Raw genomic sequence first — 19,812 nt, forward strand, 5'->3', positions numbered from 1 at the left:
GTTAAAATTTATATAAAACTGATATTCAATAAAATAAAAATAAAACATCCATAATCTTTAGAACGATTCTAAATTTTATTTTTCATTAAAAACGTCTTAAAAATGAGTCAAATTAACTAAGCATTATTTAATTTTCTGTAAAAATTTAATGATTCAAGTATGTTTTTCTGACTGGACTGATGATCAAAAACACTTATTCCAATTCCGGAAAGTAAAGAAAAGTTGATATTGCTATTTACATTCTTCTTATCATTTAATAGTAAGGCAAAGATGTCTTCATCCTTAAAATCGCTGATATCTAAATAAGGATAATATTTTTGAATCTTTTCAATGATCATTTTAGAATCATCTTCTGAAAGTAAACCTTCAAGATAAGAGAGATGTGCTTCACAAATCATCCCAGCAGCAACTGCTTCACCATGAAGAATAGGATTTCCCTGACTAAGACATAAACTTTCGATCGCATGTCCGATAGTATGTCCAAAGTTTAAGGTTTTTCTAATATTTTTCTCATGAAAATCCTGATCTACAACATTCTGTTTAATATTCATGGATGTTACAATATAAGGAATCACACTTTCAGTATCCAGCTTATTGATGTAAATAAGGTTTTCCCAATGCGATTTATCTGCAATCAATCCGTGTTTAAGCATTTCGGCGAACCCGCTTCTCAACTCTTTAAAAGGAAGAGTTTCTAAAAATTGAGGATATATAAAGATCTGTTCAGGGAAGGTAAAGGTTCCCACCATATTTTTAAAATGCATAAGGTCAATTCCTGTTTTTCCTCCTATAGAAGCATCACACATTGACAAAAGGGTGGTAGGAATATTGATAAACTGAATTCCTCTTTTATAGGTAGATGCTACAAAACCTCCCATATCCGTAATTACACCACCGCCGAGATTAATAACCAAAGCTTTTCTGTCGGCCTGCATTTCTGTCAAAATTTCCCAAAGCTGATTAGCGGTCTGGATATTTTTCATTTCTTCTCCCGCTTCTATCTCCAGAATTTCAAACCCCAAATCGGTCTCCATATTTCCTAAAAGAACAGGAAGACAATATTCATGGGTATTTTCATCGACCAGAATAAAAATTTTGCTAAACGATTTTTCGTGTAAGAATTCGTTTAACTGAGAAAAATTATCATTTAATATTGTTATCATTTCCAGATTTTCTGTAGGGTTAATTATAAAACTATATTGCAAAGTTATGATTCTTAATTTTTAACTCGTAACTAAATTACTATCTTTGCAAAAATATTTTAGCATGAGCAGAGACAATAATTCAGGAAAACCCAAAAGACCAAGAACTTCAACTAGAAATAATTCTGATGATTCTCGCGCTTCAAGATCCGGAAATTCTGGACCTAAATCCTTTAAAAAATCTTTTCCTAAAGCAGGAGAAAGAAATTCTGATTCCAAAAGGAGTGGTAGCACAAGTTACCAAGACAGAATGGATAAGAAATTTGGAAAAACTGAACAAACAGATTTTATTACCAATTCGAGTGAAGAGAGAAAGACTTTTGGTAAATCTGCACCCAAAAGAGGGGGCAGTAGACCTAATAGTTTTGACACCCGAGATAAATACGAAAGAGGCAGCCTAAAATACGGAAAAAGGCCAGGAACAGAAAACAGAGAAGATAAAAATAAATCTTTCGTACAAAAAAGAAGATTAAACAAGATTGAAAAAGATGTTCATAAGGACACAATCCGTCTTAATAAATATATCGCAAACTCAGGAGTTTGCAGCAGGAGAGAAGCTGATGAACTAATCACCCAAGGTTTAGTTGAAGTCAATGGAAAAGTGGTAACTGAAATGGGGTATCAGGTTCAGAAAACAGATAAAGTAGTTTTTGACGGACAGAACATTACTCCTGAAAAACCGGTTTACGTTCTTCTGAACAAACCTAAAGGATATATTTCTACTACAAAAGATGATAAAGCCAGAAAAACGGTAATGGATTTGGTAGCCAATGCTTCTCCTTATCGTCTTTTCCCTGTCGGAAGGCTAGATCGATCCACAACAGGAGTTATTCTTTTAACGAATGATGGGCATATGACGAAAAAATTGACTCACCCTTCATTTGATGCTAAAAAAATCTATCATGTAACGTTAGATAAGAAACTAACACATGAAGATATGAAGTTAATTGCAGAAGGAATTCGTCTGGATGAAGGAGTAGCAGTTGTAGACCAGATTTCTTTCATCGAAGGAAAGCCTAAAAATGAAGTCGGTATTGAAATCCATATCGGATGGAACCGCGTTATCAGAAGAATATTCCAACGACTAGGATATGAAGTTGAAGCTCTTGACAGGGTAATGTTTGCAGGATTAACAAAAAAGAATATTAAGAGAGGACACTGGAGAATCCTTACAGAGCTGGAAGTGAATAATCTTAAAATGCTTTAAAAGTTATACATTTTGAATGATGAGTTATGAATTTTCATAATTTATACTTCAAAGTTTAAAATAAACAAAGACACTGAATAATTCAGTGTCTTTGTTATTTCTGTCATTCTGACGAAGGAAGAATCCTTACATTTTAGATTCTTCCTTCGTCAGAATGACAATGTAAGATTATAATTAGCCAAGAACAGTCACGCCTTTCTCAATCATTTCATAAATAGCATCTCTTCCGTTGTCGGGCTTCACATTTACAGCTTTTGTTCCATTAAAATGCAAACAGGTAATATATCCGTTAGCTACGGCATCCAAACAGGTAAACTTCACACAGTAATCCATCGCTAATCCAACAATTTCCACCAATTGAATTTCATGGTATTTCAAGAAATCATCCAATCCTGTTTTCATAAAGTGATTATTATCCTGAAAACCGCTGTAGCTGTCAATTTCAGTATTTTTACCTTTCTGAACGATATGCGTTACCTTATCTCTGTTTAAATCTTTATGGAATTCAGCTCCAAAAGTTCCCTGTATACAATGATCCGGCCACATAAACTGAGGAATACCATTTAGAATAATACTTTCACCTACTTTTCTGCCATTATTACTGGCAAAACTTTTATGATTGGCAGGATGCCAATCCTGTGTCAGTACGATTTGATCATACTCGTTTTCTTCCATCAGAAGATTAATATAAGGTATTATTTCGTTTGCTCCCGGAACAGCCAATGCGCCTCCTTCACAAAAATCGTTCTGTACATCGACTATTATTAATGCTTTTTTCATATTTAGAATTCTCGAATTTTTGATAAATTTACAAAAACTAATCTTCAAAAATTTGTCCAAATCTGAATTTTCGGCCAAATCGGCATTCTAACAGTAAAGCCAATCTATTTTGGCTATTTCAGAGATCAATAGCTTATCTTTGCACGAAATAAGTTTTATGTCATTTGAATCTCTGGGATTATCATCCAATATTATTCGTTCTGTTAAAAAACTGGGTTATTTAAAGCCTTTTCCTATCCAGGAACAGGCTGTTCCCGTCATTTTACAGGGAAAAAACCTGATGGGAATTGCACAGACCGGTTCCGGGAAAACAGCTTGTTTTGTAATGCCTATTTTAGAAAAATTACAAAACACAGAAATTAAAAAGGACCGTAATATACAGGTTTTAATATTGGTTCCAACAAGAGAGCTGGCCATTCAGATTGATGAAGTTTTCAGAGCTTTTACAGATGACTTAAAGCGGGAAATCCGTACAATGGCTGTTTACGGAGGTGTTTCCATCAATCCGCAGATGAAGGGAATGCATGGCGTAGAAGTTCTTATTGCCACACCTGGACGTTTATTGGATCTCATTGATCATAATGCCTTAAGTATTTCCCGGATTCAGCATTTGGTGATTGATGAAGCCGATAAAATGTTTCAGCTGGGATTCGGGGAAGAAATGAATAAGCTTTTTGCCATGATGCCCGTAGCAAAGCAGGTAACGTTATTTTCTGCGACGCTGAATGATAAAGTTTCTGAAATGAAGGAACGTTTATCTATCAATCCTACAATCATTGAAATCAAAAAAGAAGAAGTTGAAATTGATAATATTGAGCAATTGGCTTATCACGTTGCTCCGGAAAATAAAGGTCCTTTTTTACGGTATTTAATTAAAGAAAAAAACATTGAAAAAGCATTGATTTTTGTTTCCTCTACAAGATCTGCAGATAATCTGGTAGAAAAACTAAAAAAGAACAAAATAAAAGCAGTGGCCATTCACAGCCAGAAATCGCAGGGTGCACGTAGAAATAATTTAGAAGAGTTTAAAGGAAAAGGTGCTCAGATTTTGGTTGCCACAGATTTAATCGGCCGTGGAATTCATATTGATGCTTTGCCTTATGTTATCAATTACGAACTGCCACGTTCTCCTTTAGACTATGTTCACCGTATCGGAAGAACAGGGCGTGCTCATGAAAAAGGAACTGCAATCAGTATCCTTACCGATGATGAATTACATCATTTTCGTGTAATCCAGAAAAAAATGGGAAAAAAGGTTACTTTGCAAAGAACTGAGGATATTAATTTACACGGTTATTAAGACCTGATTTTCCATACAAAGCTTCAATTTCCATAGAATTGAAGCTTTTTTTATATTCTGATATTCTCGAATTTTTGGTACATTTACGAAAACTAATTCTTAAAATTTTGTCCGAAATTAAATTTCACAGACAAATTACCGTTTATGAAAACATTTACTATTGTTCGCGGATTATTTGATACAAGGAAACGAACATTATCCATCGACCAAAATTCTGTGAAATTTGAAAATAAAGATCGGAATAATGATCTTTTCACTACTATTAGCAGGGAAGATATTGCAGGAATCCGCTATGGCATTCATTTCATCAGAGGATACAGAATGACTATTGGAAGGGAATACCAGATATTTATCCGAGATACGTCCAATAAAGAACTTAAAATATTTTTCAAACTCTTTTACGGAAGAAAATTACAGGAAAAACATAAGCTGTATGCCGATATTGTTGATGAATTATGGAATAATTTCATCGATGATCTTGTTAAGAATTACCTCGAAATGTTTAATCGTAATGAGAAATTCAATATTTCCGGAATTCATATTGCTAAGGATAAAATTACATTTGACAAAAAAGAAATATTATTGAAAGATGTAAGAATAAAAAAATATCATCATCATTTTATTATTTATTCTCTGGAAGACCATTATAAAAACAAAATGCTTTATTATTTAAAAGATAAAGATTCCGTAATTTTATTAAACCTACTCAACCAAATAATCAGTCATGAATGATTTAAATTTAAAAAAATTTCCGATAGGCGAATTTTTACAGCCAGAAAATATAACCCGTGAACAATTATCTGATGCCATAGATACAATCAGCGACTTTCCTAAAAGATTAAAAAAGCTGGTAGAAAACTGGTCCGATGAACAATTAGATACACCTTACAGAGATGGAGGATGGACTGTACGACAGCTTATCAATCATATTGCAGACAGCCATATCAACAGCTTTACAAGATTTAAACTGGCATTGACGGAAGATAATCCTACTATAAAGCCTTATGAAGAAGCAAAATGGGCTGAATTGGCAGACAGTGCAACGATTCCTGTAAAACCGGCTTTAAGAATGATCAAAGGCACCCACCAAAGATGGGCGGTTTTGCTGAAAAGTCTCTCTGAAGAACAATTTAACAGAACTTTTCACCATCCGGAACAAAATATTAATTATACTCTAAAAAACAGTGCCGCTTTGTACGCGTGGCATTGCAATCATCATTTTGCACACATTGAAAATCTGAAGATCGAAAAAGGTTGGTAAAAAAAACACTCCATAACAAATACTTTTTTGATGAGATTATACTAAGAATCTCTAAACTATCTGCCGATTCCGAACGGAAATGGGGTAAAATGAATGTTGCTCAAATGTTGCATCACTGCGATTTGGTCTTACAAATTCCTCTTCAGAAAATTGAACTTCAAAAGATCAATTATATTTTCAAGGCTATAGGGATTGCCACAAAAAAAGAAATGCAAATTTTTAATAACGGAATTCCTCATAATATGCCCACTTTTCAAAAACTAATCGTTAATTTTGAGTGTAATTTTGAAGAAGCCCAAAACCATCTTTTAAAAACATTGGATCTTTATTGGGAAGCCTTTGAAAAAGAACGTTTACCAAAAGAACATGTTCTTTTTGGAACTATGAAAAAAAAGGACTGGGGGTTTTTAGAATACAAACATCTCGACCATCATCTTAAACAATTTAATGTATGAGTTTTTTTGATAAAATATTTGGCGGAAAAGAAGAGCCAAAAGAGCAGAAATCATATTGGAACAGAATAGAATCCGAAGATGACCTGAAAGTTGCCATTGAAAATTCTCATGCCCGTAAAATTGCCATATTCAAACATTCCACCAGTTGCTTTATCAGCAAAACAGTTTTAAGGAATTTTGAAAAGGATATAGAAAGTCTTGAGCAGACAGATGATATAGCAGAACTTTATTTTTTAGATTTACTCGCTTACAGATCTTTGTCCAATAAGATTGCGGAAGATCTTGGTATAAGGCATGAAAGCCCGCAATTGATTGTCATAGAAAACGGAAAAGCAATAAATGATGCTTCCCATCAAAGCATATCCATAAATCAAGTATCATGATGAAAAATATTAACACCTATTTAGCAGACATTCTCGAAGTTCCCGTAGAAAATGTAAGTACATGCAGCCTTCATTATGAAATAAAAAAAGTAGCTAAAAATGATTTCCTTTTGCGATACGGGGAAGTCTGCCGATACAATTTCTTTGTAGAAAAGGGATTGATCAAGATGTATTCTATTGATAAAAACGGAAAAGAGCACATCATACAGTTTGCACCGGAAAGCTGGCTGATTTCTGACAGAAGCAGCCTTTATTTCAATGAAAAATCAGTTTACTATATTGAAGCGGTAGAAGATTCTGAAGTCTTATTGTTACAGCCTGATTTTTTTAAAAAACTGGTAGAACAATTCCCAAATATTGCTTCAAAAAATGATATTCTGCTGCAAAAGCATGTAAGAAGTCTTCAAAACAGAATCAATTCTTTATTAGGAGAAACAGCAGAAGAAAGATATCTGAGATTTATAAATATGTACCCGGATTTGCTGTTAAGAGTTCCGCAGTGGATGATTGCTTCTTATCTAGGTATTACCCCTGAAAGCCTGAGCCGAGTAAGAAAAGAACTGGCAAAAAAGAATTTTGTAACAGATAAATAAAACAATATTCATTGTTTTCGAAAATATAAAAATCATTTTCTTTTTAGGAGATGATTTTTTTTATGCACTAATTTCAAAGCTGGGCTGTTTATTTTCATTGACAGCACTTTTATAGTATTCTGAAGGTGTTTTACCAATTATTTCTTTAAAATAACGGTTAAAAGATGATTTCGATTTAAAACCAGCTTCGTAGGCAAAGGACAGGAAATTGATATTTTCATCTTTTTCTATAGCCTTTTCCACTATATTTTTAAAGTATTCAATGCGATATTCATTGATGTAGCGGTAGAATGGCTTGTGTTTATAAGCATTCAGCATTTCGCTGATCTGATACTTGTTGATTTCCGTTTGCAGAGCAAGTTGATCAAGATTCAGATCACAGTCTCTGTACAACTGTTTTTGTCTTACCGACTGATCCATCTTTTGCCAGAGTTCACTGAATTTTATCTCGTAATCAACTGTATTGAATGTTAAAGCATTCTCATTAAAAACATGATTAACAGGTATTTGATCTGTAATATTTGAATCGATTTGCTGAATAAAAGCATGATCGGTTTTTAAGCTTTTTCTTACAATTAAAAGACAGATCACCAACAGTAAAAAATAAGCGGCAGTCCGTATAGACAGATTGATTATATTCGCTTCTTCAGGAAACATATAAAGCATTGTTTTGGAAAGTATGACTCCGAATTCCATAAAAAGAATGCAGTAGGAAATTCTTGTAATTACATCGTATTCAATCTTTTCAACCTCAGTTTTTCTGACTATTAAAATACTTTTTAAAGGATAATATAAGTTGATTGTAAATATTAAATATAAACTGAAATTATTGTATAAATCGAGTAGCTTCTGATCGACATGATTTAAAATCACAAATACACAGGAAATGGTAAAATAAGCGATCATGAGTACAAAAAGCGGAATAAAAATAAACCATTTACCGGCAATGGAAAAGTCCTTTTTTGTTTTACTCAGAACATATAAATAGATCAAAGGACCATAGCAGACTCCAATAAACGTATTCATTTGCTGTCTGATACTTTCGTCAAGAATAAAATTGAAAATAACGAACTTAATTGCCAAATGAACAGCAATGGCTGAAAGAAGAAAAATAAACAGATAATTTGATACTGATTTTTTCTCTCTGAATTGCAAAAGCCAAAGCGCCACAACAGCCTGAAAAGCCCCAATAATAACTATATATTGCATTCTTCCTTAGGTTTTCACAAAATAAATACAAAATCATCATTTTATCATTCCCAGGTCTGTTATCTATCTATTAAAAATTGTGTTCTCAATTTAATATTGCGTTCATAAATAAATAACAAACAGTTCAATAACCACAAACAACTAAAAATCAATACCTTAAAAGTCCTTTTCCAACAAGCGACACGCTACAGAATTTGATTTTTTCCTTCGGACGAATAGAACCGATTGACATCCCAAATTTGCATCAAAAAAAATCTATGAACAATTCAGTTGGTTTTTCAAAACAAAAGTCAAGAATCATTCAGATATCTGCATTTTTCCTGATGGCTTCTTTGGGAACCATTCATGCACAGTCTATCAAAGGAACCATAGTAGGGAAAACAAACGGAGCTCTTCCGGGAGCTAATATTTCAATCGTAGATGCTGATGCAAAAGCAGTTTCTTCATTAGACGGAGACTTCAGCCTTCTTGCTCCGAGATTAGGAGAGATCAATCTGAAAGTAGAATATATCGGTTATGAAACAAAAATTTTTCCTATCACCATAAAGGAAGGAACTAATGATATCGGATATATTACGATAGCGCCTGAAGAAAAAAAGAATAAAGAAAAGGTAAGCGATATTCAGCAGGTGGTTATTTCAAGGCCGAATGCTTTAACTCAAGCCAAAGCTTACGAAATCAAGAAAAACAACAACGCTATTATGGAAGTGATTGCAGCCGATGCGATCGGGAAACTGCCGGACAGAAATGCCGCTGAAGCGGTACAGCGGGTTCAGGGAGTCGCAGTGGCTAGATATCATGGTGAGGCAGATCAGGCAACGGTAAGAGGAACTCCTTTTGCATGGACTTCAGCATTATTCAACGGAAACAGGCTTCCCAGTGCGAATGTTTTAGGAAACAGATCGTTTGTTTTGGATGTTATTCCTTCTGAACTGATTCAATTTGTACAGGTCTCAAAAGCAGTAACTCCGGATATGGACGGTGATGCGATTGGTGGAAGCATTAATTTCATTACAAGAACAGCACCCGCAAAGAAAACTTTGAGTGTAAGTGGAGCAGGAGGTTATAATACTTTTTCACAGAACGCTACCTATAACGGATCAATTGTGTATGGTGACCGTTTTTTTAAAAACAAATTAGGAGTTATCCTTTCAGGTGCAATCTGGGACAGACAATGGGGAGCAGATTCGTTTGATGTGACTTACAATACTGGTTCTTCCAATAATGTTCAAAAAAATTCCATCAGTACGGTTATGATGAAGCGGTACATGGGAACAAGAAGAACGATAGGTTTAAATGGAGGACTAGAATATAAGTTTAATGCAAATAATAAAATCTATTTCCGCGGTATGTTCAATAAATTTGATGACATCCGTCCGGTTTATGAATCTTATGTAGATTACAACAACAGCCGCTATCAATATAATTTCAGATATTCTCATTATCAAACCGAATTATACGGAATGGAATTAGGGGGAGAGCATTCACTTTCTAAAAAACTAAATTTAGATTGGATGTTAAGTGATTATCAGGCTAAATATTTTCTTAATACGCCTCCGACCAATGATATAAAAGGACTTCCTATTGCCACTTTCAGACAAAAAATTACCGGAGGCTTTGCCAATCTTTCGAATGATGGGAAACGGTATTGGAGTTTTGACTCACCGAATGGAGTTGGAGGAGAATATTTAGATTACGGTTCAGAAACAACCAATCTAAACGAAGTGATGAGTGCAGATAAATTGCTGCTTTCTCAATTGGTGATTGCAAAATTAGATAATAATGAAAGAGACAAAATCGCAAGATTAAACCTGAAATATGATGTCAATTCAAATATTACCTTAAAAATCGGGGCAAAATATCGTGAAAAGGACAGAAACAGTACTTATGGATATAATGCTGTTTATATTCCTACCACCTCTTCATTATTGAGTCTATCTCAATTAGCTACAACAGAGCCACCAAAAGGAACAACTTTTCTAAACGGGATGAATGGCGATTACAGTTCATACATCATGAATCCGCCAACAAAAGATCAGCTTTTCCAGATGTATTCTCCTCAGTTTCTGCAGCAGAATGGCTTTAAAGATTTTTCTAGTGCAGATGCCAATGCAACAAGTGTTTACACCGGGGAAGAAAATGTTTTTGCAACTTATGCCATGGCAGAAATTAAAGCCAGTGATAAATTTAAGATTGTCGGAGGTTTCAGAAACGAAACAACAAGACTGACTTTATACGGTTCAAAAGCTACTAAAGAAAGTGCTGCTTCCACGGTAATCAGCCCATCAACTGTAGAGAGTAATTATAATGCTTTTCTTCCCATGCTTCATTTACGATATACTATTTCACCAAAATCAAACATAAGATTTGCTTATACAAGGTCGTTCATCAGACCCAATTTCGGAGATATGTCACCGGGTTCAAGTATTGATAATACAACCAGCCCGAACAAGATCACCAGAGGAAATCCAGATTTAAAACCGACTTTCAGTCACAATTTTGATTTGATGGGTGAGTATTATTTTGACAATATTGGTATTCTTTCAGGAGGTGTCTTTTATAAAAAGATTTCAGACATCGTTTTTCAGGACACCTCCATTATGAATCTTAGCGGAACGGATTATATGGTCACCCAGGCCAAAAATCTTAAAGATTCAAATCTTCTTGGTTTTGAAATGGGAATCAATAAGCGTTTTGACTTTTTACCTGGTTTCTGGAGTGGTTTTGGGGTAGAGTTTAACTACACCTATATCGATTCTAAAGTTGATGTTTCAAGAAATGACGCCAACGGAGCATTGATCGCTACAGACCGTACTTCGCTTCCTAATCAGTCGAAGAATCTTTTTAATACTATTCTTTACTATGAAGGAAACAAAGTAATGATCCGTTTTGCCGGAAACTTCAGAGGAAAGTCTTTAGAAACCATCAATAAGGATCTTGGTCCTCAATATTACATCTGGTCAGACAAAAACTTTACAATTGATTTTTCTGCAAGCTATGACATCAGCAAGAAACTTAAATTGTTTATTGAACTCAACAACCTAAGCAATGAAAGCTTAAGACTTTATATGGGAGACAACAAAAAAAGAATCACTTCCAATGAATGGTACGGAAGCAGAGGACAATTGGGAATTCGTTGGCAAATATTTTAAAATTATATGAAAAAATTAGTATTAATAATGGCTATAACAGCTTTAGGAACAGGAGTAAATGCACAAATTAAAGACAGCCTTCGTCGTGTTGTAAAAATGGAAGGAGCATACAATTTCAGAGATACCGGAGGATACAGAACCTCTGACGGAAAAGAAGTAGCATTGGGAAAAGTATTCAGAAGTGATGCCATTGATAAATTATCGGATAAAGATTTGAAAACCTTTAAAGATAAAAAAATTGTAACGGTTCTCGATTTCAGAGGAGTTGAAGAAGCTAAAAAAGCTCCGGACAGGCTACCTCAGAATACCAACTATCTACTTTGCCCGGCAGGAAGCAATAATCTTCCTACGGCTCAAGATATGGTTAAATTCCTAAAAGACAAAAACTTTCTGTTTGATATGTACGGAGAAGGAGGACTGCCTTATTTTGGGGAAAGGTACAGATCTTTATTTGTACAGTTACTGACTTTAAAACCGGATGAAGCATTGCTTTTCCATTGTACGGGGGGACGTGACAGAACCGGAATGGCATCAGCTTTATTCCTGAATATTTTAGGAGTTCCCCAAGACGTCATTGAAAGTGATTATGTAGCTTCAAACTATTACCTGGCTAAAAATCCAACAATGAGAGGAATGTATTCCGGACTTTCAAAAATGTCGGGACTGACAGAAGCAGAAATCAAGCAACAGATGGAATTAAGGCCGGAACTGATCAGAAACTTCTTTGCAGCCATCAATAAAAAATATGGAAGTGTGGAGAATTTCTTCCAGGTAGAAATGGGGATAGGACCGCGAGAAATTGCCGTTTTAAAACAGAAATATCTTAAGTAATTAATTGTGAATCGTCAATTCGCTACGCTTGTCAATTTAAAACTTGCTATAAATTCACTATTGACTTCATTGACAATTGACTATCAAAAAAAGACCTAGTTAGATTTTTATTAAAATAAGCCGTGTAGACTGTTCTCACGGCTTATTTATTTTCTGAAACTTTTAAATTAAAACTTTTCTGCAGATCACTCCATGCTCCGCCGTTATACACGTGTTTAAAGCCTTTTTCTTTTAGAATGGTTTCCACTTTTACACTTCTCAAACCATGTGAACAAACCGTGATATACGTTTTATCCGGATCAAGTTCAGTATATCTTTCCCTAATTGTCCCTAAAGAAATATTTTTTGATCCTTCAATATGGCCGGTTTCGTATTCTTTTTCAGTTCTTACATCCAGAATTATGGCTCCCTTTTTAATTAATTGGTCCAAGCCATCATCCAGCGTCTGGTATTTATATACGCGATACACCATATAGATCAACAAAACGATTCCACAGAAGATTAATATATTTTTCATAATCTGCTTAATATTTTTCTGTCAATATAAAATGTCCCGAATGGAATAATACATGCTAAAAGTACTTTCCAGGTTGTTTCTTTAAACTTCCAGTTTTGTTCAACTCCAACACTTAAAGTATTGAATAAAAACAATAAAAATAAAGAACCATGAATAGGTCCCATCATCTTTACAAGAGCAGGATTACCAAATCCGTACTTCAAGGGAACGGCTATGAATACTAAGGTCAGCAAAGAAATTCCTTCAAGAATCGCAATAATTCTTAAACGTCCGATTTTGGTTTTCAATAAATCAATCATAATTATCTGAAATAAGGTCTGTTAGCAAGAGGAGAGAACGGCCACGGAATGGCTACAAAAATGATCAGTAAAGCAAGAACAAAGTAAATCAGCATTGTTTTAAACTTCTCCTTATCCAATGTTTTTCTTTTTGAAACCGCCGATCCGATGGTAATTAAAATAATGGAAAACAACATCAGGAAAATATGAATGAGACCGAAAAATAAAAGATCAAAAGATTCTTTGGCTTCGTTGAAATTCTTCCAAAAGTATTTAACGATAGGACTTTGAGAATATAATGTAATTCCAAGAATCAATTGAATATGAGCAATCGTTGCAGTCCAATGTCTTACACTATTATCGGTTTTCGAAAATATTTTTTGAGAAAAATATCCTTTATAAGCTCTGAAAATAGCATACAATAAACTCAGTAAAACCAGCCATCGAAAAGTGGAATGCAGAAAGGTGAGTGTCTGATACATGATCAAATTTTTATGAACACGACAAAGGTAAAACAAAACATACTAATTAGTATGTTTTTGTTGAAAAAATTATTTCAAAGTTTCAAAATAAGCCTTAAGACCTTTTAAATAAACAAGATAAACCGATTTCGAATTTTCTAATTTTCCTAAATTTCTTACTCCCCAATATCCGGATAGAACAAAAACAGCTACTTCTTTTGCATTCACCTCTGCTTTTATAATACCATTTTCTTTTCCTTTTTCAATAGATTCGATCATCGTGTTTTCCCACTGCTGAGAAAGCTGATTTAGAGCTTTCGTAAATTCGATATTCCAGGGAGCCATTTCCTGTGTAAAATTAGAAGCGGGACATCCGTATTCAACCTTCAGGTTTTCATTCTCAATTAATAAGCTGTACATTAAATTATAAATTGCATCCAACGGATTTACAACACTTTGAAAAGGCTCAATAAAAGTATTTTTGAAACTGGGAATCATAAGTTCATTAATAATTGCCACTCCCATTTCATCCTTTGTTTTAAAATGATAATAGAAAGCTCCCTTGGTTACCTGAGTGGTAGCAATAATCTCATCAACACTTGTAGTCTGATAACCATGTACATAAATCAGTTCAAATGCTTTCTGAAGGATAGTCAGGCGTGTTGCTTCCGATTTTTTCATAAAATACCAGTTAGTCTCTTTTACAAAGAAACGATATTTTAGATAAGAAAAAAAGAGCTGCCCCCAAAACAGCTCTTTAATTGAGTTTGTAAACCATTAGTCATTGTTATCAACTCATAGTAAACAATTAGATTTTCTGTTATTTTTCACTTCTAAACTACTAGATAAAAAATACTTTTAACTTTTTACTTGATTCTTTTTACTTAAAAACCGAATAATCCCTATCACATCATCTTTTCCAAAACCTTCATCATGAGCTGCCTGGTAGGTTTCGATCAAAGTTTTTGATAAAGGAAAATCTGCACCTGCATTTTTGGCCAGTACAATATCTTTTAACATTAAATCCAGTGCAAAAGCCGGATTATAAGTATCTTCGATCAATAATGGTGTTTTTACTTTTGTAGCACCGCTTCCGCTTGCACTTTCATTGATGATTTCAAGCATATCTTTTCTTTCAATGCCCAATTTATCCGAAAACAGAACAGTTTCTGCCAATCCCTGATAAATAGCTGAAATAAAATAATTAACGGAAAGTTTTGCGGCAATTCCTTTTCCGTTTTCTCCCAGATGCTTGATCGTTTTTCCTAATTTCTGAAGATAAGGTTCAGCACGCTGAAGATCTTTTTCTTCACCACCCACCATAATGATCAAGGTTCCTTCAGCAGCCGGTTTTGTACTTCCGGCAACAGGAGCATCAATAAATCCCGCTTCTTTTATTTTTACAGCACTGGATATTCCGCTTGTGGCTTCCGGAGAAATGGTACTCATATCCACAAAAAGTTTTCCTGTGACATTTTGAGTCAAAATTTCCTCATAAACAGCTTTCACTGCTTCATCATTGGTAAGCATGGTGAAAATAATATCACAATTTTTTACCACATCAGAAACTGTATTACAAACCACTGATTTTTCCTTAAAATCATCCGCTTTTTCTAAAGTTCTATTAAAAACATACAGTGGAAAACCCGCCTTTTGCAGATTTTTCGCCATCGGATGGCCCATATTTCCCAATCCTATAAAACCTATTTTCTCAGTATCCATATTCCGTTCTTATTTAAGATTTAAGCTATAAAATTACATTAAATACTTTTCAGTTTCTTCATAAATTCCACCATGGCAGGTCTGAATTCTTCAAATAACGGATGTTTTTTGCTTTTGAGCATCACTTCTGTAAAAAGCTTTACACCTAAAGCAAATTCGTGAGCTGTATTTTCATCTTCAAACAGTTTTTTCGATTGAATGACATCGAAAATGTGAAACAGATCATCATGATTTTCAAAGCTAAACTCTAATGTTTTACTTCCTTCTGACCCATCTTTTAATGATAATTCCTTAAGCTCAAGATGGTATGCATTATTTCTTTTTTCCATAATTTTTAAATTTCGTAAAACTTACGGAGATTTGCAAAAAATAAAATCAATGAAGGTAATAGATTTTGAAAGTTGGAATAGAAAAGAGCATTTTGAATTTTTCTCAGGGATGAAAAGTCCGTTTTTCGGATTTACAACAGAGGTTGACTGTACAAAAGCTTATGATGACGCCAAAGAAAAAGGATATTCTTTTTATGCTGTTTACCTTTATAAATCGATGGTGGCGATTAATACCGTAGAAGAATTAAAATTAAGAATTGTTGATGGAAAAGTCATTTTATTTGATGAAGTGCATGTAGGCGGAACAATCGGGAGACCGGACGGAACCTTCGGGTTTTCATTTTTCCATTATTCTCCGGATTTTAAAACTTTCAATGCACATCTGCAGGAACAGATACAATCCGTTCATAATTCAACAGGTTTAGGAATCAGCAATGATGTTTTGCCGATCAATCACATAAGACATACGACAATTCCATGGAATTCTTTCAGTGCGATATTACATCCGACAAATTTTGATCCTAAAGAGTGTATCCCTAAAATTGCATTTGGAAAATTCAGTATCAGAAACGGAAGAAAGTTCATGCCTGTTTCTATAGAAGCCCATCACGGATTGGCAGATGGAATTCACTTAGCAAAATATATTGAAGAATTCCAAAGACAGCTTGATCTTTAATCCATAAAAAAAACGGGCAAATTTCTTTGCCCGTTATCTATTTTAAACGTATTCTTTTAAGATTTTTCATTCTTAGGAAGACTATATGCTTCATTGAATAAATGATTCGGCTTCAGATACACCACATTTTCCTGAAAATCAAGAATTGTATTGAAACGCTTCAGAACTTCACCGCCTAAAAAATGAGTGGCAAAACCCGCAGGTTGACTGTAAGAATTGATTTGGGCAGGTACATTTTTCAAAACATATTTTCCGAATATCAGTTTTTCATTAAGTACTGTTTCTACAGGGATTTCGTCTTTATTGGAATTGTACATCACGGTTTTCGCAATGACCGGTAATTCGGCTTTAGGATAGCCGCTTTTCTTTATTAATGCATTATCCAGCATCAGTGTTTTCTGAAATCCGGAATCAAATAAGAATCTGCTTTTGAATTTTTTATTATTAACTTCCATTTCAGCATTGATACAGAAGTGTTCCTTCATAAGCTCCATCTCGAATTTTTCATAATCTTTGCTTATTTTAGGACGTTGAGAATGAACAATGATGATGTTCTTATCATAATCGATCTCCACAACTTTGCCATCAAAAGCATTCCAGCCGAACATTCCTTCGCAGCCATGTCCTGTAGTTTCAATAGGGTAGACTTGCTCATGGTGCCATTCCAGACCTCCTATCGCAAAGTCATTATCACTGATGTCTTTCATCGTCAATGGCAGTCCGTTTGGATTCAGGTATTTTTTTATGGCATCCTTTATGAGATAAAAACCTGATGCTCCGGTATCAAACATCAGATCCACTACATATTTTTTATTAAGCTTACCCTTAATTTTTATATTGTTTTGTTCTGTAAGAATAAAAGGAATAGTATCTTTTCTGGCAGGTTTCACCTTAGAAAAATTCCTGATTTCAGGGCTTTCAAATCTCGTAAGGCAAGAATCTTTACCTTTATAGAGTACAATAAAATCAAACTTTTCAGTAGGTTTTAGTTTAACTTCAATAGAATCTATGTCGGTTTTTAATTTTACTTGTTTAAACTTTACATTTTTTCCCGTGATATAAGTATCCGGTTTCACTTTAGAATTCAGAAACCACTTTGTGTTTAATTCATTATTCTCGATAATGGTTACCTCTTGCGTATTAGATTTCACAACAGGTAGCTTTTTCTGCGAATAGAAGAGGGTAGAACCTAGAAGCAGAAGAATAGATATTGATAATCTCATTTTTTATATGATATAGGTTATAGGTGCACAAATATAGGTTCTAAATCACCAAATAAAGAATAAAACAGTTTTAAAATAGACAATAATTGCCAGTTTTTCTATAATCTTTCCTCAAATTCAATTTTTTTTCAAAATTTAATAGTTACTTTACATTTTTAAAAATAACTATGTCTTCAAAAAGTTTTTCAAATCTAAGTCAGAAGATCTTCAAAGGTCGGTTTTCTGCTTTATTTAGTATTTTAGTGCTGTACATGTCTTTGTCTTTTTTGATAAGAACCGGTTTTCTTATTATTTCCATAAAAGATATCGATTTTAGTATTGTCTCTCTTTTCAGAGCTTTTTTTACAGGTTTTCTTTTTGATTTTACAATAGGATCCCTGTTTTTGCTTTTATATGCGACCTATCTTTTTGTTCTTCCGAAAAGATTCATAGGTTCTGTGTTTGACAAAATTTTCAGCTATTTCTATTTTACGCTTATTTTTATCATCATTTATTTCAGCCTTTTGGCAGAGATTCCGTTTTGGGATGAGTTTGGAGCAAGATTTAATTTTATTGCGGTAGATTACCTTATCTATACGTATGAAGTGGTAGAAAATATCAACCAGTCTTATCCTTTACCGCTTATTGCCGGAGTTTTGATTCTTTTAATTGTTCTTACCTTCGTTATATTTAAAAAATTAAAAGTTTTCAGAAACACTTTTGCGGATAAAAAACCATTTACCTCAAGATTAAAATATTACCTGCCGCTTGCAGTGGTTACCATTCTTTTAGCAGTCGTTTTGAAAAACAAGCAGGCTGAATTCAGCAACAACCTTATTGTAAATGAATTAGGAAAAAACGGGGCATTTTCTTTTGTAACAGCTTTCAAATCAAACGAACTGGATTATCTTACTTTTTATCCTAAAGTATCTGACCAGGAAGCTTATAAAACATTAAAACAAAACCTTTTACAAAATAATCAGACGTATACCTCTGCTCAATATGATGATATTTCAAGGCTTACGAAAGGGGAGAATGAACAAAACCCCAATATCATCATGATTGCGATTGAAAGCTTCAGTGCAGATTTTTTAACCGCTTTCGGAAATAAAAATAACCTTACGCCGAATTATGATAAAATGGCCAACGAAAGTATATTCTTCACGAATTTATACTCAACGGGAACCAGAACGGTAAGAGGGATGGAAGCATTGACGCTTTGTGTTCCTCCAACTCCGGGAAACAGTATTGTGAGAAGACCTAACAATCAGAATTTATTTTCAATCTCTACGGTGCTGCAATCCAAAAAATATCATCCATATTTCATTTACGGAGGAGACGGTTATTTTGATAATATGAACAATTTCTTTGGTGGACAGGGCTTTGATATTGTAGACAGAGACAGAGGAAATCCATTATCCGATGAAATTAAAACCAAAAGATATGCTATCGAAGATAAGGACGTTAATTTTGAAAATGCATGGGGAATCTGTGATGAGGATCTTTACAAGCAGTCTATCAAATATGCTGATAAAAGCACTAACGAAAACAAGCCTTTCTTCCAGTTTGTGATGACAACATCCAACCACAAACCTTATACTTTTCCTAATGGTAAAATCGACCTTCCACAAGGCGACAGAGATGCAGCAGTGAAATATACCGATTATGCCTTAGGACAGTTTATTGCGACTGCTAAAACCAAACCTTGGTTCAAAAACACGGTGTTTTTAATTGTTGCCGACCATTGTGCAAGCAGTGCAGGAAAATGGGAAATCAATATTGCTAAACACCACATTCCAGCGATTATTTATAATCTTAACCATACCCCGGAAAAAATAGACCGACTGACTTCTCAAATCGATCTTATGCCGACATTATTCGGATATTTAAACTGGAATTATAAAACAAGTCTGTACGGAAAAGATATTAACCAGACAAAACCAGGAGAGGAAAGAGCCTTCCTTGGAAATTACAGAACATTAGGATTACTAAAGAATAATGTATTTACTCAGATTGACGACAGAAAGAGAGTAAAACAGTTCAATGTTACCGGAGCAGATGAGTCTTTATCCGAGGTAAAAAATAAAAATAACAATTTGGTTACGGAAACAATTTCTTATTACCAGACGGCAAGTGAAAGATTTAAAAACGGAAAAATGAAACAAAAATAAGCTGATGTTTCAATTATAAAAAAAACTCTTCTCTGTATTTAGAGAAGAGTTTTTATTTAAAATTAACCTCATTTTTATTTAGA

At 34.0% G+C, this 19,812-nt stretch carries 21 protein-coding genes; 11 read left to right on the plus strand and 10 right to left on the minus strand.

The window, feature by feature from the left end; translation table 11 throughout:
- Positions 1–116 precede the first annotated feature (116 nt).
- A complete protein-coding gene (gene aroB / locus P0Y62_04340) occupies positions 117–1,163 on the minus strand; it encodes a 3-dehydroquinate synthase (GenBank protein ID WEK70788.1) in 1,047 nt (348 codons plus the stop codon).
- A gap of 103 nt (positions 1,164–1,266) precedes the next feature.
- Between aroB and P0Y62_04345 the strand changes: the two genes are divergently transcribed.
- On the plus strand, positions 1,267–2,409 hold the full coding sequence (locus P0Y62_04345) for a pseudouridine synthase (protein WEK70789.1): 1,143 nt from the start codon (positions 1,267–1,269) through the stop codon (positions 2,407–2,409).
- Positions 2,410–2,583: 174 nt separating this feature from the next.
- Here P0Y62_04345 and pncA read toward each other — a convergent pair whose 3' ends face one another.
- The gene (gene pncA, locus P0Y62_04350) at positions 2,584–3,189 is read right to left on the minus strand and encodes a bifunctional nicotinamidase/pyrazinamidase (protein WEK70790.1); all 606 of its coding nucleotides are present in this window, start codon (positions 3,187–3,189) and stop codon (positions 2,584–2,586) included.
- A 157-nt stretch (positions 3,190–3,346) separates the two neighbouring features.
- On the opposite strand from pncA, the gene P0Y62_04355 reads away from it, so the two are divergent.
- The 6 genes from P0Y62_04355 (at position 3,347) to P0Y62_04380 (ending at position 7,181) form a co-directional block, all read left to right on the plus strand.
- The gene (locus P0Y62_04355; GenBank protein WEK70791.1) at positions 3,347–4,489 is read left to right on the plus strand and encodes a DEAD/DEAH box helicase; all 1,143 of its coding nucleotides are present in this window, start codon (positions 3,347–3,349) and stop codon (positions 4,487–4,489) included.
- A 144-nt stretch (positions 4,490–4,633) separates the two neighbouring features.
- Entirely contained in the window at positions 4,634–5,221 is a 588-nt protein-coding gene (locus P0Y62_04360; protein ID WEK70792.1) for a hypothetical protein, read from the plus strand.
- Complete coding sequence (locus tag P0Y62_04365; GenBank protein ID WEK70793.1) at positions 5,214–5,750, plus strand: putative metal-dependent hydrolase; 537 nt, start codon at positions 5,214–5,216, stop codon at positions 5,748–5,750. The genes P0Y62_04360 and P0Y62_04365 overlap by 8 nt, the downstream gene beginning before the upstream one ends.
- Positions 5,744–6,205, plus strand: a complete 462-nt coding sequence (locus P0Y62_04370; GenBank protein ID WEK70794.1) for a DUF1569 domain-containing protein — start codon at positions 5,744–5,746, stop codon at positions 6,203–6,205. Before P0Y62_04365 ends, P0Y62_04370 begins: the two co-directional genes overlap by 7 nt.
- Positions 6,202–6,588 carry a bacillithiol system redox-active protein YtxJ gene (gene ytxJ / locus P0Y62_04375; protein ID WEK70795.1) on the plus strand — a complete coding sequence of 129 codons (387 nt, stop codon included), beginning with the start codon at positions 6,202–6,204 and terminating at the stop codon, positions 6,586–6,588. The genes P0Y62_04370 and ytxJ overlap by 4 nt, the downstream gene beginning before the upstream one ends.
- Positions 6,588–7,181 carry a Crp/Fnr family transcriptional regulator gene (locus P0Y62_04380; GenBank protein WEK71773.1) on the plus strand — a complete coding sequence of 198 codons (594 nt, stop codon included), beginning with the start codon at positions 6,588–6,590 and terminating at the stop codon, positions 7,179–7,181. Before ytxJ ends, P0Y62_04380 begins: the two co-directional genes overlap by 1 nt.
- A gap of 60 nt (positions 7,182–7,241) precedes the next feature.
- On the opposite strand, the gene P0Y62_04385 is transcribed toward P0Y62_04380, so the two are convergent.
- Positions 7,242–8,390, minus strand: a complete 1,149-nt coding sequence (locus tag P0Y62_04385; protein WEK70796.1) for a helix-turn-helix domain-containing protein — start codon at positions 8,388–8,390, stop codon at positions 7,242–7,244.
- Positions 8,391–8,647: 257 nt separating this feature from the next.
- Between P0Y62_04385 and P0Y62_04390 the strand changes: the two genes are divergently transcribed.
- Both P0Y62_04390 and P0Y62_04395 read left to right on the plus strand, forming a co-directional pair.
- Positions 8,648–11,542 (plus strand): TonB-dependent receptor, encoded by a 2,895-nt coding sequence (locus tag P0Y62_04390; protein ID WEK70797.1) that lies wholly within the window; start codon positions 8,648–8,650, stop codon positions 11,540–11,542.
- Positions 11,543–11,548: 6 nt separating this feature from the next.
- A complete protein-coding gene (locus tag P0Y62_04395) occupies positions 11,549–12,373 on the plus strand; it encodes a tyrosine-protein phosphatase (protein WEK70798.1) in 825 nt (274 codons plus the stop codon).
- Positions 12,374–12,515: 142 nt separating this feature from the next.
- Here the strand turns inward: P0Y62_04395 and P0Y62_04400 are convergent, their stop codons facing one another.
- From P0Y62_04400 to P0Y62_04425, 6 genes are all read right to left on the minus strand, one after another.
- The gene (locus tag P0Y62_04400; protein WEK70799.1) at positions 12,516–12,890 is read right to left on the minus strand and encodes a rhodanese-like domain-containing protein; all 375 of its coding nucleotides are present in this window, start codon (positions 12,888–12,890) and stop codon (positions 12,516–12,518) included.
- Positions 12,887–13,189 carry a DUF3817 domain-containing protein gene (locus P0Y62_04405; GenBank protein WEK70800.1) on the minus strand — a complete coding sequence of 101 codons (303 nt, stop codon included), beginning with the start codon at positions 13,187–13,189 and terminating at the stop codon, positions 12,887–12,889. Before P0Y62_04405 ends, P0Y62_04400 begins: the two co-directional genes overlap by 4 nt.
- A 2-nt stretch (positions 13,190–13,191) precedes the next feature.
- The gene (locus P0Y62_04410; GenBank protein ID WEK70801.1) at positions 13,192–13,650 is read right to left on the minus strand and encodes a hypothetical protein; all 459 of its coding nucleotides are present in this window, start codon (positions 13,648–13,650) and stop codon (positions 13,192–13,194) included.
- 69 nt (positions 13,651–13,719) lie between these two features.
- Complete coding sequence (locus P0Y62_04415) at positions 13,720–14,310, minus strand: TetR/AcrR family transcriptional regulator (protein ID WEK70802.1); 591 nt, start codon at positions 14,308–14,310, stop codon at positions 13,720–13,722.
- Between the two features lie 177 nt (positions 14,311–14,487).
- A complete protein-coding gene (locus P0Y62_04420; protein WEK70803.1) occupies positions 14,488–15,351 on the minus strand; it encodes an NAD(P)-dependent oxidoreductase in 864 nt (287 codons plus the stop codon).
- A 38-nt stretch (positions 15,352–15,389) separates the two neighbouring features.
- Positions 15,390–15,680 (minus strand): DUF3861 domain-containing protein, encoded by a 291-nt coding sequence (locus tag P0Y62_04425; protein WEK70804.1) that lies wholly within the window; start codon positions 15,678–15,680, stop codon positions 15,390–15,392.
- A 49-nt stretch (positions 15,681–15,729) separates the two neighbouring features.
- Between P0Y62_04425 and P0Y62_04430 the strand changes: the two genes are divergently transcribed.
- Entirely contained in the window at positions 15,730–16,356 is a 627-nt protein-coding gene (locus P0Y62_04430) for a chloramphenicol acetyltransferase (GenBank protein ID WEK70805.1), read from the plus strand.
- 56 nt (positions 16,357–16,412) lie between these two features.
- Here the strand turns inward: P0Y62_04430 and P0Y62_04435 are convergent, their stop codons facing one another.
- Positions 16,413–17,579, minus strand: coding sequence for a hypothetical protein (locus P0Y62_04435; GenBank protein ID WEK70806.1), 1,167 nt, complete (start codon positions 17,577–17,579; stop codon positions 16,413–16,415).
- A 167-nt stretch (positions 17,580–17,746) separates the two neighbouring features.
- On the opposite strand from P0Y62_04435, the gene P0Y62_04440 reads away from it, so the two are divergent.
- Positions 17,747–19,729 (plus strand): LTA synthase family protein, encoded by a 1,983-nt coding sequence (locus P0Y62_04440; GenBank protein WEK70807.1) that lies wholly within the window; start codon positions 17,747–17,749, stop codon positions 19,727–19,729.
- Positions 19,730–19,812 lie beyond the last annotated feature (83 nt).

The organism is Candidatus Chryseobacterium colombiense (assembly GCA_029203185.1).
Lineage (GTDB): Bacteria > Bacteroidota > Bacteroidia > Flavobacteriales > Weeksellaceae > Chryseobacterium > Chryseobacterium colombiense.

What these genes read in the sequence shown, in the direction of transcription:
- P0Y62_04400 (WEK70799.1), bottom strand. Translation starts at nt 12,890, where the DNA reads ATGAAAAATATATTAATCTTCTGTGGAATCGTTTTGTTGATCTATATG.
- P0Y62_04345 (WEK70789.1), top strand. Translation starts at nt 1,267, where the DNA reads ATGAGCAGAGACAATAATTCAGGAAAACCCAAAAGACCAAGAACTTCA.
- P0Y62_04405 (WEK70800.1), bottom strand. Translation starts at nt 13,189, where the DNA reads ATGATTGATTTATTGAAAACCAAAATCGGACGTTTAAGAATTATTGCG.
- P0Y62_04440 (WEK70807.1), top strand. Translation starts at nt 17,747, where the DNA reads ATGTCTTCAAAAAGTTTTTCAAATCTAAGTCAGAAGATCTTCAAAGGT.
- P0Y62_04380 (WEK71773.1), top strand. Translation starts at nt 6,588, where the DNA reads ATGAAAAATATTAACACCTATTTAGCAGACATTCTCGAAGTTCCCGTA.
- P0Y62_04420 (WEK70803.1), bottom strand. Translation starts at nt 15,351, where the DNA reads ATGGATACTGAGAAAATAGGTTTTATAGGATTGGGAAATATGGGCCAT.
- P0Y62_04415 (WEK70802.1), bottom strand. Translation starts at nt 14,310, where the DNA reads ATGAAAAAATCGGAAGCAACACGCCTGACTATCCTTCAGAAAGCATTT.
- aroB (WEK70788.1), bottom strand. Translation starts at nt 1,163, where the DNA reads ATGATAACAATATTAAATGATAATTTTTCTCAGTTAAACGAATTCTTA.
- P0Y62_04355 (WEK70791.1), top strand. Translation starts at nt 3,347, where the DNA reads ATGTCATTTGAATCTCTGGGATTATCATCCAATATTATTCGTTCTGTT.
- P0Y62_04390 (WEK70797.1), top strand. Translation starts at nt 8,648, where the DNA reads ATGAACAATTCAGTTGGTTTTTCAAAACAAAAGTCAAGAATCATTCAG.
- P0Y62_04425 (WEK70804.1), bottom strand. Translation starts at nt 15,680, where the DNA reads ATGGAAAAAAGAAATAATGCATACCATCTTGAGCTTAAGGAATTATCA.
- P0Y62_04365 (WEK70793.1), top strand. Translation starts at nt 5,214, where the DNA reads ATGAATGATTTAAATTTAAAAAAATTTCCGATAGGCGAATTTTTACAG.
- ytxJ (WEK70795.1), top strand. Translation starts at nt 6,202, where the DNA reads ATGAGTTTTTTTGATAAAATATTTGGCGGAAAAGAAGAGCCAAAAGAG.
- P0Y62_04410 (WEK70801.1), bottom strand. Translation starts at nt 13,650, where the DNA reads ATGTATCAGACACTCACCTTTCTGCATTCCACTTTTCGATGGCTGGTT.
- P0Y62_04435 (WEK70806.1), bottom strand. Translation starts at nt 17,579, where the DNA reads ATGAGATTATCAATATCTATTCTTCTGCTTCTAGGTTCTACCCTCTTC.
- P0Y62_04360 (WEK70792.1), top strand. Translation starts at nt 4,634, where the DNA reads ATGAAAACATTTACTATTGTTCGCGGATTATTTGATACAAGGAAACGA.
- pncA (WEK70790.1), bottom strand. Translation starts at nt 3,189, where the DNA reads ATGAAAAAAGCATTAATAATAGTCGATGTACAGAACGATTTTTGTGAA.
- P0Y62_04430 (WEK70805.1), top strand. Translation starts at nt 15,730, where the DNA reads ATGAAGGTAATAGATTTTGAAAGTTGGAATAGAAAAGAGCATTTTGAA.
- P0Y62_04385 (WEK70796.1), bottom strand. Translation starts at nt 8,390, where the DNA reads ATGCAATATATAGTTATTATTGGGGCTTTTCAGGCTGTTGTGGCGCTT.
- P0Y62_04395 (WEK70798.1), top strand. Translation starts at nt 11,549, where the DNA reads ATGAAAAAATTAGTATTAATAATGGCTATAACAGCTTTAGGAACAGGA.